The 14,788-nt window shown below is 63.9% G+C and carries 11 protein-coding genes; 6 read left to right on the forward strand and 5 right to left on the reverse strand.

The annotated features are described in order from the left end of the window. Nucleotides 1–105 precede the first annotated feature (105 nt). Complete coding sequence (locus tag V6093_RS05785; RefSeq protein WP_047602915.1) at nucleotides 106–1,278, reverse strand: iron-containing alcohol dehydrogenase; 1,173 nt, start codon at nucleotides 1,276–1,278, stop codon at nucleotides 106–108. Further along, complete coding sequence (locus V6093_RS05790; RefSeq protein ID WP_047602916.1) at nucleotides 1,279–2,472, reverse strand: glycerol dehydrogenase; 1,194 nt, start codon at nucleotides 2,470–2,472, stop codon at nucleotides 1,279–1,281. A gap of 280 nt (nucleotides 2,473–2,752) precedes the next feature. Here V6093_RS05790 and V6093_RS05795 point away from each other — a divergent pair, with 280 nt between their 5' ends. The 6 genes from V6093_RS05795 to V6093_RS05820 all read left to right on the forward strand — a co-directional run bounded on the left by V6093_RS05795 (nucleotide 2,753) and on the right by V6093_RS05820 (nucleotide 8,874). Then, nucleotides 2,753–3,544, forward strand: coding sequence for a shikimate dehydrogenase (locus tag V6093_RS05795; RefSeq protein ID WP_108078392.1), 792 nt, complete (start codon nucleotides 2,753–2,755; stop codon nucleotides 3,542–3,544). Nucleotides 3,545–3,654: 110 nt separating this feature from the next. Further along, nucleotides 3,655–4,347, forward strand: a complete 693-nt coding sequence (locus tag V6093_RS05800) for an SDR family NAD(P)-dependent oxidoreductase (protein ID WP_047602918.1) — start codon at nucleotides 3,655–3,657, stop codon at nucleotides 4,345–4,347. Between the two features lie 143 nt (nucleotides 4,348–4,490). Further along, nucleotides 4,491–5,582, forward strand: a complete 1,092-nt coding sequence (locus V6093_RS05805; protein ID WP_047602919.1) for a glycerol dehydrogenase — start codon at nucleotides 4,491–4,493, stop codon at nucleotides 5,580–5,582. A gap of 48 nt (nucleotides 5,583–5,630) precedes the next feature. After that, nucleotides 5,631–6,518 (forward strand): transketolase, encoded by an 888-nt coding sequence (locus tag V6093_RS05810; RefSeq protein WP_144000007.1) that lies wholly within the window; start codon nucleotides 5,631–5,633, stop codon nucleotides 6,516–6,518. 3 nt (nucleotides 6,519–6,521) lie between these two features. Next, nucleotides 6,522–7,502 carry a transketolase family protein gene (locus tag V6093_RS05815; RefSeq protein WP_047602921.1) on the forward strand — a complete coding sequence of 327 codons (981 nt, stop codon included), beginning with the start codon at nucleotides 6,522–6,524 and terminating at the stop codon, nucleotides 7,500–7,502. Nucleotides 7,503–7,566: 64 nt separating this feature from the next. After that, nucleotides 7,567–8,874, forward strand: coding sequence for an MFS transporter (locus V6093_RS05820; protein WP_080756695.1), 1,308 nt, complete (start codon nucleotides 7,567–7,569; stop codon nucleotides 8,872–8,874). Between the two features lie 175 nt (nucleotides 8,875–9,049). Here the strand turns inward: V6093_RS05820 and V6093_RS05825 are convergent, their stop codons facing one another. From V6093_RS05825 to V6093_RS05835, 3 genes are read right to left on the reverse strand one after another with little or no spacing between them, the layout of a single operon-like run. Beyond that, nucleotides 9,050–10,432, reverse strand: a complete 1,383-nt coding sequence (locus V6093_RS05825; RefSeq protein ID WP_047602922.1) for an efflux transporter outer membrane subunit — start codon at nucleotides 10,430–10,432, stop codon at nucleotides 9,050–9,052. Next, nucleotides 10,429–13,602 carry an efflux RND transporter permease subunit gene (locus V6093_RS05830; protein WP_179053511.1) on the reverse strand — a complete coding sequence of 1,058 codons (3,174 nt, stop codon included), beginning with the start codon at nucleotides 13,600–13,602 and terminating at the stop codon, nucleotides 10,429–10,431. Before V6093_RS05830 ends, V6093_RS05825 begins: the two co-directional genes overlap by 4 nt. Next, nucleotides 13,599–14,762 (reverse strand): efflux RND transporter periplasmic adaptor subunit, encoded by a 1,164-nt coding sequence (locus tag V6093_RS05835; RefSeq protein ID WP_223817384.1) that lies wholly within the window; start codon nucleotides 14,760–14,762, stop codon nucleotides 13,599–13,601. Before V6093_RS05835 ends, V6093_RS05830 begins: the two co-directional genes overlap by 4 nt. Nucleotides 14,763–14,788 lie beyond the last annotated feature (26 nt).

Raw genomic sequence — 14,788 nt, forward strand, 5'->3', positions numbered from 1 at the left:
TGTTGTTCAGCGGTTCGAGTGTGCAAAGGTGGTGCTTGGTATTGAGTGCTGTGGTGCACGCTTCGCGGCTTTAGCCGCGAAGCGAGAATGTTGAGCCGATCCGGTCTAGAGGCACTGCCTGACGATCTCGGCCACCTCCTGCTGGTCACGAATCGGTTTCGGGTGGCACGCCAGGTCCTGGTTGAAACTGGTCCAAACCACTTGGGCGAACTCATCGACCTGCTCGGGCTTGAGGCCATAGCTGCCGAAGGTGTCGCGCACGCCCAGGCGCGCAAAGTGAGCGCTGACAATCTCCGGCAACCGTGACGCACGCTGGCCTTCGGGCAGGGTATGGGTGCTGGGGTCAAGAATTTCGGCAACGCGGGCGAACTTGCCGGCGGCCACTGGCAAGGTCCAGCGGATCACCTGCGCGGTGCTGGCCGCTACCGTGCCGCCATGCGGGGCATCGGTCATCGCTCCCAGTGGCTGGCCGAGCGCGTGCGACACGGTAACCCCAGCGCCAGCGATGGCCATGCCACCCAAGGTCGAGGCAAAGGCCATGCGCGCCCGCGCCTCGAGGTCATCGCCCTGTTCGACACAGCGCAGGGCATTGGCCGCGAAAAGCCGAATCGCCTCCAGCGCGACCATCTCCACCCAGGGCGTGGCGTGGATGCTGATGTAAGCCTCAAGGGCATGGCAGAAGGTGTCGACCGCGGTCAGCGCAGTTAGCCGTGGCGGCTTGGAAACCAGAATCTGCGGGTCGATCAAGGCCACATCCGGATAGATGTGCGGATTGACGATGGCACACTTGAGGCCCAGCCCTGGATTATTGATGACAGCAAACGGCGTTGCCTCGGTGCCGGTGCCGGAAGTCGTCGGCACTACCAGCAACGGCAGCCCGCGTGCCTGCGGACGGGTCACCGGCTCACCGAGGCGCTCGGTGTAGTCCCAGCAACTGCCGCCATGCACGGCGACGAAAGCCACCGCCTTGGCCGAGTCGATCGCACTGCCGCCGCCAATCGCCACCACCACCTGGCAGCCACTGTCACGCACCAGCGCCACTGCACGGTCGATGGTGGTGTGCCGTGGGTTGGGCACGATGTCGTAGAACTCCACTGCGCTGATGCCGCGCTCGGCAAAACTGCCCAGCACCTGGGCGACCAGCTCGCTGCCTTGCAGGAACGGGTCGACCATCAGCAGCACCTTGTTGCCATAGGGGGCTACCTTTTCGCCCATGCGGCGGATCGCCCCGACCTCAAAATCCAGTTTGACCGGCAGGCTTGCCTGAAATGCTTTCATCTACTCACCTCTGCTAATGGCCGATGGCAGATCCCGAGCACCCGATGTGCTCAGGATCGATCCGCCTTTTTTGTAGAATTCGCCCAGGTCGCTGGCGCCGATCAGCGCCGCGCGCATTTCCCAGGTGGTGACTTCGAACGGCTCTACCCGGCTGGTCTGCTGCGGCGATGCGGCGACCTGCACCACTTGCTGCAACTCCTCTTCGCTGAGGTCAGCGAGGCCAAGATCGGCAAAACACACCGGCAGGCCGATCGCCAGGCACAGCCCCAGCAATTGATCCAACTCGCTGGCCGGTGCGCCTTCCAGAAGCAGCATCACCAGGGTGCCGAAGGCCACGTACTCCCCGTGGTAGGCCGTGGCGCGCGCACCCAGCACGCTGAATCCGCAATACACCGCATGGGCAGTAGCCACGCCGTTGCTTTCGAAGCCGATGCCGCTCATCAGGGCATTGGCCTCGATCACCCGATTCAGCGCCTTGGTGACGATCTGCCGGGAACAGGCCATGACCGCTTGCACGGCATCGGCCTGGAGCACCTGGTGGCACAGCTGGGCAATCGCCATCGAGGTGAGGGTTGGTTTGCCGCCGCCCTCGCTCGCCTGCAAACCGCCACCGGCCAGGCCGAGAAAGTTGTCGTTGTTACCTTGCACGCAGGTACGCGCTTCGTAATAGGTGGCCAAGGCGTCGCCGATGCCAGCAACCAACAAGCGCACCGGGGCCTGAGCGATCACCCAGGTATCGACCACCACTACATCCGGGCTGCGTTCATGAAACAGCACGTCATCGAAACTGCCATCTGGGTGGTACAGCACCGACAAGGCGCTGGTCGGGGCGTCGTTGGAGACCACGGTGGGTACGATGCACAGCGGCAGCCGCGCTTGCTGTGCCACTGCCTTGGCGGCATCGAGCACCTTGCCGCCGCCCACGCCAATCACCCCATCGCAGCCCAGGCTGTGCTGCAACGCAGCCAGGCGCTGGACCTCGGCGCGGGTGACTTCGCCATCGAACACGGCGTAGTGCAGGCTCAGGTCGGGTTGATCGAAGCTGATGGCCAGGGTCTGTTTGAGGCTATCCAGACGGCCCTGGCTGGTGATGATCAGAAAGCGTTGGCCAAACCAGGCGATATGCCGGTAGAGGCGTTCAAGCTCTTTGTAGCCCTGAATGTAGCGGCCGGGTGCGGCGAAGATCTGGGTCATTCGCACCTCCCGCCACGTTCGAGCGGCAACGCACAACGTATTGCTTGCATGGGTTCATCCTCGCCTTTTCTTAGGCTGTTGTTGTTTTTGCTATCAGGACGTTCACCGGCTCGGGGCCGACTGAAAACATGATATATCATATTTATTTTTAAGGCGCCAAGCGCGATCCTTTGACTTCAAGGCAAAACACTTTTGCTTGCGGCGCTATGCCAAAAGAAAGATATATGATGCATTAATAAACGTACTTTCCCTGAACCTGTCCGCAAAAAGGAATGCAGCCATGCCAATCACCGGCACCACCCAGGTCGTGGTCCACCTGACCTACCCGGCCAAGCATTTGCGCACGCCGTCCTTCTTCAACCCGTTGCTTGAACGCCTGGGCCATGACGGCGTGCTGGTGCCTTGGGAGGTTTCACCCGCCAACCTGGCCTCAGCTTGGCAAGGCCTGCGCGGGATCGAGAACCTCGCCGGGGTGATCGTCACCGTGCCGCACAAGATCGAAGTCGCGCATCTGTGTGATGAACTCCAGGGCACGGCGCAGCTGCTCAAGGTGTGCAACGTCGCTCGCCGTTTAGCAGACGGGCGCTTCACTGGGCGGATGTTCGATGGCGAAGGGTTTGTCCGTGGCCTGAAGAACCAAGGCCACAGCCTGGCCGGCAAGCGCGTGCTGCTGCTCGGCGCCGGTGGCGCCGCCACGGGGATAGCTCACGCCCTGCTGGCCGAGCCATTGGCGCAGTTGGTGATCAGCAATCGCTCCGCGGCCAAGGCCCAGGAGCTGGCGATCCAACTGCAGGGCCTGGTGCCTGGTCGTCTGGTCGCAACCGGTGCCGCCGATGGGCGTGGCTTCGATGTGGTGATCAATGCCACCGCCTTGGGGCTGAAGGCCAATGACCCGTTGCCGCTGCCGGCAGAAACGCTCGAACCGGGCACGCTGGTCGGCGAAGTGGTGATGAACCCTGATGTCACCGCGTTGCTGGAGGCCGCTCGGGCGCGTGGCTGCCAGATCCACAAAGGCGTGCACATGCTCACCGGGCAGGTTGAGTTGTTGGCTGATTTTCTGTTCGGCCATTAATGCCCGGTGGCTGTTCTTGGCGAGTAAACCCGCTGCTACAGGGCCTGTGCCGGCCTGGTCGAAACCAGCTGTCTTGCCCCCACATAAAAACCTCTATAACGGAGCACCGCATGACCAAGATCGCAATCATCACCGGTGGCGGCTCAGGCATTGGCCTGGCCACTGCCCAGCGCCTGCTCGCCGACGGTTACCAGGTGCATACCCTGGGCCTGGGCGAACCTGAGCAACGGATTGCAGGTATTCACTATCAGGAGCTGGATGTCACCAGCGACGCCGCGGTTAACGATTTCTTCAGCCGTTTCGAACGTATCGATGCGCTAATCAATGCTGCTGGCGTCATCGACCACAGCCGTGAATGGCAACTGGACGGCTTCAGCCGCGTGCTCGAGGTCAACCTCACCGCTGTCATGCGCATCAGCAACGCCGCCCTGCCCGCGCTCAAACTGGCCCGCGGCGCGGTGGTCAATTTCGCTTCGATGTGGGGCATCTTCGGCTCGGCCAAGACCCCGGCCTATGCCTCGAGCAAAGCGGCCATCGCTGAACTGACCCGCTGCCAGGCCGTGGCCTGGGCGGGCGACGGGGTGCGCTCGAATGCCGTGGCACCAGGCTGGATCGTGACCCAGCTATCACGCCGCGCCTACGAAGACCCGAGCCGCTCAGCCAGCATCCTGTCACGCATTCCAATGCAGGCCTGGGGCCAGCCTGAAGACGTGGCCAACGCCATCGCCTTCCTGGTCTCGGCCAACGCTCGCTACGTCACCGGCACCACCCTGGCCGTCGACGGTGGCTACTCGATCGCCTGATTCGCCGCTGAACTGACCTACGGCCGTTACTGCCAGCTGAAGTCGCTTGACGGCCAAAACGCATGATATATGATGCATCACGCATGACCGAGATCCTCGCTGGTCTCGCATAACAACAACAAACAGTCACAAAGAGGTGCCGTATGAATCTGGTATTCGGATCGCCCGGGCGCTACGTGCAAGGCCCTGGTGTACTTGATGAGGCAGGCCAATACCTGGCCCATTGCGGCCGCAGCGCCGTGGTGGTCATCGACAGTTTCGTCATCGGCCTGGTCAAGGAGCGTCTGGACGCCACCTGCGCCCGCGCCGACGTCCAGCTGCACTACATCACCTTCGATGGTGAGATCACCGCCCACGGCATCGCCGCCTTGCGCCAGTCCGCGGCGCGGTTTGCCTTCGACATGATCCTGGCAGTCGGTGGTGGCAAGTCGATCGACGCCGGCAAAGCCCTGGCTCACTCCTCTGGCGCGGCCCTGATCAGCATGCCCACCGTAGCCTCCAACGATGCGCCGACCTCAAAGAACTTCGTCGTCTACGACGAGCATCATCAACTCAGCGAAGTCGGCCACCTGCTTAGCAGCCCACGCTATGTACTGGTCGATACCCGCCTGATCGCCCAAGCTCCCCGCCCGTTCCTGCTGGCGGGCATCGCCGATGCCCTAACCAAGAAGTTCGAAGCCGAACAATGCCTTAAGGCCGGCGGCATCAATATGTTCGGCGCCCGCCCTTCGCTAGCCGGCGTGACCCTGGCCCGCGAGTGCTACCAGGTGCTGCGCGCGAACGCTGAAGAAGGCCTGGCGCTGGCAGGCAGCGGCGAAGTCAACGAATCGTTCGAGCGCCTGATCGAAGCCGTACTGCTGATGAGCGGTCTGGGCTTTGAGAGTGGCGGCCTGTCGATCGCGCACGCAATGACTCGCGGCCTGTCGAAGATCCCCGGCGCGCGTGACCAGGTGCACGGCTGGCAGGTTGCCTACGGCCTGCTGGTGCAGCTGGTTCTGGAAGACCGCGAAGCGGCGTTCATGGCTGAGCTGCTGGCCTTCTACCGACGCATCGGCCTGCCCTGCAACTTGGTTGATCTGGGCGTCAAGGTGCTCGACCAGGCGACCCTGCTCCAAGTTGCCGAGCCGACCCTGCAAGCGCCCCACGCGCTCAATTTCGTGCGCGCCAACGGCCACCCCCTAACCAGTGATGAACTGATCGAGGCCATGCGCGCGCTCGAATCTTTGACCCGCTGAATTTCCCCGGCAACACCCACCCTGCGATGCCTGAATTTGGAGGTAGAGATGGCTACACCCCGTAAAACCCTCGAGGCCTGGAAAGCCAGCGATTTCGTGCCTAGCGCCGAGACCGTCGCCCACCTGCGCGACCGGGCGAAATTCGTCCGCCTGGAAACCATCCGCTTGATCGAGATCGCCAAGACCGGCCACTACACCTCGGTGTTCTCCGCCGCAGAGCTGTTCTCGGCGCTTTACTACGACGTACTGAACCTGCGCCCAGAAGAGCCAAACTGGGCTGGCCGTGACCGCTTCCTGATGGGCAAGGGCCATGCTGCCGTCGGTCAATTTCCGATCCTGGCCGACCTCGGCATCTTCCCCAAGCAATGGCTGGATGACTACACGCGCCTGGGTAGCCCTCTGGGTGATCACCCTGATATGCGCAAAGTACCCGGTATCGACTTCTCGTCCGGCTCCATCGGCCATGCCCTGTCCGGCGGCCTGGGTATGTGCCTGGCCCAGCGCTTCACCGGCCACGAATACGACGTGTTCGTCATGCTCGGCGACGGTGAAATGCAGGAAGGCCAGGTCTGGGAAGCGGCCATGGGCGCGGCCCACCACAAGGCCAGCCGACTGATCGCGATTGTCGATCGCAACGGCTTCCAGCTCGACGGCAGCGTTGACGATGTCATCGGCGTCGAGCCGCTGGATGAGAAATGGCGCGCCTTCGGCTGGGAAGTGCACGTGATCGACGGCCACGACATCGCCGAGGTGACCACCACCCTGCGCAAGGTCAAGGCCGACGAAAACCGTGACAAGCCGGTCTGCATCATCGCCAAGACCATCAAGGGCAAAGGGGTTTCCTACATGGAAACCGAGCCGGGCTGGCACCTGGGTTACCTGGACCCTGAAGACGCCAAACGCGCCATCGCTGAAATCGAAGCCAAGGAGATCTGAAACATGAGCGCCCCCCTGTCCCCCAACTCCTGGCAATACCGTGGCCTGAACGCCATGAACCCAGGGCTTTCCTACCTCTCCGATGCCCTGATCGAGTTGACCCGCGAGGGCCATCCGGTGATGGCTGGCTCCGCTGACCTGCAGTACTCCAACGGCCTGAACAAGTTCGCCACGGCATTCCCGGATCGCTACATCCAGTTCGGCATCTCCGAGCAGAATATGGTCACCGCCGCCGCCGGCCTGGCCACCTGCGGAGTGATGCCGTTCGTGGCGACCTTCGCCTCGTTCCTCGGCCTGCTGTGCTGCGAACAGATCCGCATGGACGTCGCCTACTCGGCGCAGCCGGTGCGCCTGATCGGCCACCACACCGGGATCTCCCTGGGCTTCTACGGCACCTCGCACCACGCCACCGAAGACATCGCGACCATGCGCTCGATCGCCGACCTGGCGGTGGTTTCGCCCTCCGACGGGCCGCAACTGGCCGCTGCGATCAAGGCCTCGGCCACCTACGACAAACCGGTGTACTTCCGTATCGGTCGTGGTCGCGACCCGATCATCTACGAGAACGGCGCCACCTTCGAATTCGGCAAGGCCACCGAGCTTGTGCAGGGCGAAGAGCTGACCATCATTGCCTGCGGGATCACAGTGCATCCGGCGTTGGCCGCTGCACGCAAGCTCAATGCCGAGGGCCGTTCGGTGGGTGTGATCGACATGGCGTCGATCAAGCCGATCGACCGTGAGGCGATCCTGCAGGCTGCAGCGCGCAGCAAACGGATGATGACGGTCGAGGAGCACAACGTGCTCGGCGGCCTGGGCGCGGCCGTGGCCGAAGTGCTGGCCGACGAAGGTGTCGGGATCAAGCTCAAGCGCCATGGCATCTATGACGAGTACAGCCTGATCGCACCACCGACCCACCTCTACCAGCACTACAAGCTCGACGCCGCTGGCATCGAGGAAGTGGCGCTCACGCACCTGGCAAGCTGACTTCTGTCGCTGTACGGGCAGCGCCAGCCTTGGCGCTGCCCGCCCCTTTCGCTCGGAGCCAACAATGAACAATATGACCGAGACCCTGCCCGGTAGCGTGGCCCAGGCCACACCAGGCGCTGTCAACCTGCGCCGCAAATCCTTGCTCGCCACTGGCATCGGCAACCTGCTGGAGTGGTTCGACTGGACCCTCTACACCGTCGCCTCGGTGTACATCGCCGCCGCCCTGTTCGACAAGAGCAACCCCACCTCCGCACTACTGGCCACCCTTGCCGTGTTCGCCGCAGGCTTTTTGCTACGGCCCTTGGGCGGCATCGTCTTCGGCATCCTCGCCGACCGCCTCGGCCGGCGCACCGTGCTGCTCAGTACCATGCTGCTGATGGCCGGCGCCAGCCTGCTGATCGCCTTCATCCCCTCCTATGAAGCCATTGGCAGCTGGGCCTCGGCCTTGCTGCTTGGTGCACGGCTGATCCAGGGCTTCGCCCATGGCGGCGAGACCACCACCTCCTACGCCTATATCGCCGAAATTGCCCCGCCGAAACGCCGTGGGCTGTGGTCGAGCACGGTGTTTTTCGCCGTCGGCAGCGGCTCGTTGCTGGCAACCTTCTACATGGCCCTGCTGACCTCGGTGCTCAGCGTCGAAGAAATGCAGCAATGGGGCTGGCGTATCCCGTTCGCCACCGGTGGTGTGCTGGCCGTGGTCGCTCTATGGCTGCGGCGCAACATGATGGAGAGCGAGCACAGCCCAAGTGCCAGCAACAATTCGCTGCAGGCGCCTTGGAGCCGCGGCCAGGTCTTGCAACATGGCGTGCGCTTGTTCCTCTATGAAGCCGGGGCGACCCTGACCTACTACACCTGGGTGACCTCCGCGTCGATCTACGCCATGACCGTCAAGGGCATGGATCCGCACAGCGCGTTCATGATGAGTTGCGTTGCCCAGGTGATCTACCTGGCCTTCCTGCCGGTGTGTGGCTGGCTGTCGGACCACTGGGGGCGCAAGGTCTGCGCGCTGATCTCGCTGCTGGGCATTGCCGCGACGTTGTTCCCGCTGTGGGGCATGATATCCAGCGAGCCATGGACACTGATGGTGGCGCAGACAGCCGGGTTGATGCTGGTGGCATTCATCACCGGCTGCAAGCCGGCATCGATCTCCGAGCAGATTCCGACGCGCTATCGCACACGGATGTTCGGTGTGTGCATTTCCTTGGGGGTTGCCGTGTTTGGCGGGACCGCCTCATACCTGACCACCTGGTTGTATTCGGAGCAGATCGGCTGGATGTTCAATGTCTACCTGATTGTGGTGGCGGTGATTGCCAGTGGTGTGGTGCTGATGTGGAAGAACAACCACGGGGTGCCGATCGATCAGGTTTGAACCAACCCTTTGCTCTGTACCTACTGGCCTCCTCGCGGGCAAGCCCGCTCCCACAGGGTTCGGGCCGTTGGCAGTATTTGCGTTGAGCCAGTGCTGACTCAACGCAGGTCTGAAATCTAGGCGATACCTGTGGCAGCGGGCTTGCCCGCGAAGCATCCACCGCTGGCCTGAAGCCTTACCCACCCAGCGCACTTACCAACAATGCCTGGTTCTGCCACTGCGCGGTGCGCACCATTGCCAGCGCACTCTGTGCGCTGAGCTGACTACGCTGGGCCTCCAGCACATCGAGCAATGGCGCCTCACCTGCCTGCCACGACCGGCGAATCTGCTCCAGCGCCGAGCCCGCCTGCTCGGCTGAGCGTGCGAGCAACACCTGACGCTCAGCATTGCGCTGCGCCGCCGCCAGCGCCGACTCCACCTGCGCCACTGCCACCAGTACCGTGCGCCGATACGCCAGCAACGCCTCGCGCGCCTCGGCATCACGCAGCGCCACCTGAGCTTTGCGCCGACCGCCATCGAACAACGGCGCACTGGCATTCACCCCCGCCAGCCAGAAGGTCGAACTGGCCAGATTGGCAGCACTCATGCCGTTGATCAAAGACCCTATTGCCGCCGACAGGCTCAAGCGCGGCATCAGCTCGGCTTTGGCCACGCCCACGCGGGCATAGGCGGCAATCACCCGCGCTTCCGCCGCTTTCACATCCGGTCGCTGGCGCAGCAGATCGGCCGGGGTGCCGGCGTCTTGCACGGCCACTTCGCGCACGCTGACCGGGCTTTGCTGCATCTGCCCATACAGCTCGGCACTGGGCATGGCCAGCAGCACCGAAAGCCGATGCACAGCACGCTGCCACTCCAGTTGCAACGCCGGCACCCGCGCCGCAGTGCTATCAGCCTGGGCCCGCGCGCGTAGCACATCGGCTTGCGGGCTGCTGCCGGCAGCATACAACTGCTCACTCAACTGCGAGGTCTCAGCCTGGCTCTGCGCGCTCTGTCGAACGATGGCCAGGCGTTGCTCCAAACCACGCGCCTGGGCATAGGCCTGGACCACGTCGCCCACCAAGGCGACGCGCACCGCGCGCGCCTGCTCCTCGCTGGCAACCATTTCGGCATCGGCGGCCCGCACACCTTCGCGAATGCGTCCAAACAGGTCGAGCTCCCAACTGGCGCCTACCCCCAGCGACAGCGGCTCATCGATCACGGCGTCGCTAAAACCTGTCTGGTAGGCCGAGGTGCGCTGGCGGGCCGCGCTGGCGCCAAGGTCCAGATTCGGGCTACCCGCCGAGGCGCTGACCTGACGCAAGGCTCGCGCCGCATCGATGCGCGCCAAGGTAATCTGCACATCGAGGTTGTCGTCCATGGCGCGCTGCACCAAGCGGTCGAGCAGCGGGTCATGGTAGCCACGCCACCACTGTGTGGTGACTGTCAGCGGCGCCGTGGAATGGGCATTGATGTACTGCGCGGGCGGCGCCGCGCTGTCCGGCGGCAGGCTCGGCGCGGCACAGGCGCCAAGCAGCGCCGCGGTGAAGCCCAGCAGGGGAAAACGAAGACGAGTGTTCATGGCTGGATATCCTGTTCAGCAGCCGCAGGCTGCGCCGAAAGCCGCTGCTCGCCACCGGCCAGGCGGCGAATCAGCACATAGAAGACTGGGGTGAACAACAGGCCGAACAAGGTCACGCCGATCATCCCGAAGAACACCGCCGAGCCCACCGCCAGACGCATTTCAGAACCGGCGCCCTCGGACAGCACCAGCGGCAACACACCGAGGATGAACGCCAGCGAGGTCATCAGGATCGGCCGCAAGCGCAAGCGACAGGCCTCGACCACGGCGGTAACGATGGCCTGCCCGTCCTGCTCCAACTGGCGGGCGACTTCGACGATGAGGATGGCGTTCTTCGCTGCCAAGCCCACCAGCACGATGAAGCCGATCTGGGTGAGGATGTTGATATCCAGGCCCATCAGGCGCACGCCACCGGCCGCCGCCAACAGACACATCGGCACGATCAACAGGATGGCCAGGGGCAAGCTCCAGCTGCCGTACTGCGCCGCCAACACCAGATAAACGAACACCACACACAGCGGGAAGACCAGAAGGCCCATGTTGCCAGCGGTGGTCTGCTGGTAGCTCAGGTCGGTCCATTGATAGCTGATACCCGCCGGCAGATGCTCGCCCGCCAACCGTTGCATGGTCTGAATGGCGTAGTCCGAGCCCAGGCCCGGCAAGGTGTCGCCGTTGATCTCAGCGGTCGGAAACAGGTTGTACCGTGGGAAGCGCTCGACCCCGAGGGCTTCGTGCAGCTGGGTCACGCTGGCCAGCGGCACCATCTGCCCGGCCTCGTTGCGTACCTTGACCCGTGCCAGGTCCTCAGGGCTGACCCGATACGGCAAGTCAGCCTGGGCAGTGACCCGATAGGTACGCCCGACCAGGTTGAAGTCATTGATGTAGGTTGAGCCAAAGTAGGTCTCGATGGCCTGGTTGATCTGGCTGCTCCGCACCCCCAGCATCTCGGCGCGCTCGCGGTCGAGTTCGACGAACACCTGCGGCGTGCTGGCCGAGAACGGCGAGTACACCCCGGTCATGCCCGGCGTAGCGTTGGCCGCGGCGACCAGCTCGGCGGTGGCCTTGGCCAGCGCCTCGCTGCCCAGCCCTGCGCGGTCTTGCAGACGCAGGGAGAAGCCGCCGGTGCTGCCCAGCCCCTGTACCGGCGGCGGCGTGGCGACAATCACCGAAGCACCACTGACGGCCTTGAGCCGCTCGCGCAGGTCGACGGCGATCTTGTCAGCGGTCAGCCCGTGCAGCTTGCGCTGGGACCAGGGCTCGAACACCGGCGCCAGGCCCGCCGAATTCGACGAGTTGGTCCCGGTGACCATCGAAAAACCGGAGAAGGTCGGCACCCGATCGACACCCGGCACCTGCAGGGCAATCGCTTCGATCTGTTGAGAAATGGCGTTGGTGCGCTCCAGCGAGGCGCCATCGGGCAGTTGCACGATCACCACCAGGTAGCCTCGATCCTGCGCCGGGATGAAGCCCTTGGGCGTACTCACCAGCAGGTAGCCGGTGGCGGCGATCAGTGCCGCGTACAGCGCCAGCATCAACGGCGTCTTCGCCACCAGGCCGCGTACACTGCGGGCATAGCCATCAGACAACCGGGCAAAGCCACGGTTGAACGCCTCGGCACCGCGCCGCGGCACGCCAAGCACACCACGGCGCAGCGGCGCATGGCCGCCATGGCGACGCAGAATCATCGCCGCCAGTGCCGGCGACAGGGTCAGCGAGTTGAACAGTGAGATCGCCGTGGCCACCGCGATGGTCACCCCGAACTGGCGGAAGAACTCACCGGAGATCCCCGGGATGAACGCGGTGGGGATGAACACCGCACACAGCACCAAGGTGATCGCCACCAGCGCGCCGCCGATTTCCTGCATGGTCAGGATAGTCGCCTCACGCGGGCCCTTGCCCTCGGCCAGATGCCGCTCGACGTTCTCCACCACGACGATGGCGTTGTCGACCACGATCCCCACCGCCAGTACCAGGCCGAACAGAGTCAGGTTGTTGATCGAATAGCCGAGCATCGCCATGACCGCAAAAGTGCCCACCAGCGATACCGGGATTGCCAGGATCGGGATGATCGATGGCCGCCAGCCCTGGAGGAACAACAGCACCACCAGCACTACCAGGATCACAGCCTCATAGATGGTCTTGCCCAACTCGCCAATGCTGTCGGCGATGAACGCGGTGGGGTTGTAACCGATGCTGTACTCGATCCCTTCAGGGAACTCCTCGCTGAGCTGCGCCATGGTCTGCTCGACCACTTGCATGGTCGCCAAGGCGTTGGCGCCGGGGCGCTGCAACACTTGCAAGCCAATCGCCGGATGGCGCAGATAGTAGGTGTTGTTGACGTAGGCAAGCCCGGCGATTTCAGTGCGGGCAACATCTTTGAGGCGCACCAGACGTCCCGCCTCACCGGACTTGAGCACGATGTTGTCGAAGTCTGCCGGCTCTTTGAGACGGCCTTCGAAGATCAAGTTCGGCTGGAACGCCTGGGACGCTACCGGAGGTTGAGCGATCACCCCACCAGCCACCTGGGTGTTTTGTGCGCGTACCGCCGCAATGATGTCACCTGGGGTCAGGTTGAACGCCGCGACCCGCTCCGGGTCCAGCCAGATACGCATCGAGTACTCGCGGGCGCCCAGCGGGTTGATGTCCCCTACCCCATCGATGCGCTTGAGCGTGTCGGCCACGGTGCGAATGGCGAAGTTCGACACGTACAGCTGATCGTGAGTGCCCTTGGGTGAAGAGATGAAGATGGTCGACAGCTGGGTCGGCGACGACTTGCGCACCGAAACGCCGCTGCGCTGCACCGGTTCCGGAAGCCGTGGCGTGGCCAGGGCGACGCGGTTTTGCACCAGCACCTGGGCCTTGTCGACATCGGTGCCGCTCTTGAAGGTCACGGTTAGGTTGAGGCTGCCATCGGAGGTCGCCTGGCTGTACATGTAGAGCATGTCCTCGACACCGTTGACCTCCTGCTCCAATGGGATCGCCAGGGTCTGGGCCACGGTCTGCGCCGAGGCGCCCGGATAGGTCGCCTGGACCACCACCGTCGGCGGTGCGATGTCGGGGTACTCGGAGGTCGGCAACACCAGGTAGGCCAAGCCACCCACGATCAGCATCACCACCGAAAGGACGATGGCCAGCACGGGCTGGTCGATCGACGTGCGTCCCAGGTTCATAGCGGTGCCTCCCCAGTTGGGTTGGCACTGGCCACCCGGCTCAGGCTGCGCGGCTCGCCAACGGCGCTGTCGCCTGCGCGTACCCGCTGCAGGCCATCGACGATGACCTGCTCCTGCGCCTGCAAACCGCTGACCACTTCGCGCAAGCCGTCATGCAGCTTGCCCAGCTGCACCGGGCGCAGCTCGACCCGGTTCTGCGCATTGAGCACGTGCAGCACCTTGCGCGTGGCATCCACGCCGACTGCGGTGTCCGGCACCAGCAACGCCTCATAGGCAGGGCGTGCGGAAAACTGCACGCGGCCGAACTGGCCCGGGCTCAAGGCCAGGTCTGGATTGCTCACCCGCGCCCGCTGACGCAGGGTGCCGGTGGAGGGGTCGAGGCGGTTGTCGATGAAGTCCATACGCCCGCTCAGCGACGGCTGGGCCTCACCCGGCAAGGCGATGCGTACCTGGCTGCCGGTGAGGTTGCCGGAGGACTGGCGGCGGTACTTGAGGTAGCTCTGCTCGTCGATATCGAAATAGATGTCGATCGGGTCGAGCGAGACGATGGTGGTCAGCAAGGTCGCGCCACTGTTGCCGCCATTGACCAGGTTGCCTTCGCTGATCAGCTTGCGGCTGATGCGCCCGCTCATGGGCGCGGTGATGCGCGTGAACTCCAGTTCCAGGCGCGCATTGGCCAGCACCCCTTCGGCGCTGAGCACTTCGGCCTTGGCCGCGTCGCGCGCTTGCAGGCGTTGGTCGTAAAGGCTCTGGGCGATGGTCTTGGAATTGATCAGCAGCCTGGCCCGCGCATACTCCTGCTCGGCCAGCGACAACCGCGAACGGGCCTGGGCCAGTTGGCCCTGCGCTTGGGTGACGGCAGCCTGGAAGCTGCGCGAGTCGATGACGAACAGCAGGTCGCCCTTCTTGACGATCGCGCCATCAGTAAAGGCTACCTTTTCCAGGTAGCCACTGACCCGCGAGCGCACCTCGACCGAGTCGGTGGCCTCGAAGCGGCCGGTGAAGCTGTCCCAGTCACTGACGGTGGATTTCAAGGGCTGGCTGATCACTACGCTTGGCAGCGCCGGTGCGCTGTGCTCGGCCTGCGGGCCGCAGCCGACCAGCACGGCGGCCAGGGTCAAGGCGAACGCTGCGGCTGCGCCACTTCTGGAGAGCTTCATATGGATGGATTCCATGCAGAACAGCA

The sequence above is a fragment of the Pseudomonas putida group bacterium ESBL64 genome, from assembly GCF_045277175.1.
Classification (GTDB): Bacteria; Pseudomonadota; Gammaproteobacteria; order Pseudomonadales; family Pseudomonadaceae; genus Aquipseudomonas; species Aquipseudomonas alloputida.

Excerpts from the sequence above, each read along its gene's own strand:
- V6093_RS05835 (WP_223817384.1), bottom strand. The coding sequence starts at position 14,762 with ATGAAGCTCTCCAGAAGTGGCGCAGCCGCAGCGTTCGCCTTGACCCTG.
- V6093_RS05810 (WP_144000007.1), top strand. The coding sequence starts at position 5,631 with ATGGCTACACCCCGTAAAACCCTCGAGGCCTGGAAAGCCAGCGATTTC.
- V6093_RS05815 (WP_047602921.1), top strand. The coding sequence starts at position 6,522 with ATGAGCGCCCCCCTGTCCCCCAACTCCTGGCAATACCGTGGCCTGAAC.
- V6093_RS05805 (WP_047602919.1), top strand. The coding sequence starts at position 4,491 with ATGAATCTGGTATTCGGATCGCCCGGGCGCTACGTGCAAGGCCCTGGT.
- V6093_RS05800 (WP_047602918.1), top strand. The coding sequence starts at position 3,655 with ATGACCAAGATCGCAATCATCACCGGTGGCGGCTCAGGCATTGGCCTG.
- V6093_RS05825 (WP_047602922.1), bottom strand. The coding sequence starts at position 10,432 with ATGAACACTCGTCTTCGTTTTCCCCTGCTGGGCTTCACCGCGGCGCTG.
- V6093_RS05820 (WP_080756695.1), top strand. The coding sequence starts at position 7,567 with ATGAACAATATGACCGAGACCCTGCCCGGTAGCGTGGCCCAGGCCACA.
- V6093_RS05795 (WP_108078392.1), top strand. The coding sequence starts at position 2,753 with ATGCCAATCACCGGCACCACCCAGGTCGTGGTCCACCTGACCTACCCG.
- V6093_RS05790 (WP_047602916.1), bottom strand. The coding sequence starts at position 2,472 with ATGACCCAGATCTTCGCCGCACCCGGCCGCTACATTCAGGGCTACAAA.
- V6093_RS05830 (WP_179053511.1), bottom strand. The coding sequence starts at position 13,602 with ATGAACCTGGGACGCACGTCGATCGACCAGCCCGTGCTGGCCATCGTC.
- V6093_RS05785 (WP_047602915.1), bottom strand. The coding sequence starts at position 1,278 with ATGAAAGCATTTCAGGCAAGCCTGCCGGTCAAACTGGATTTTGAGGTC.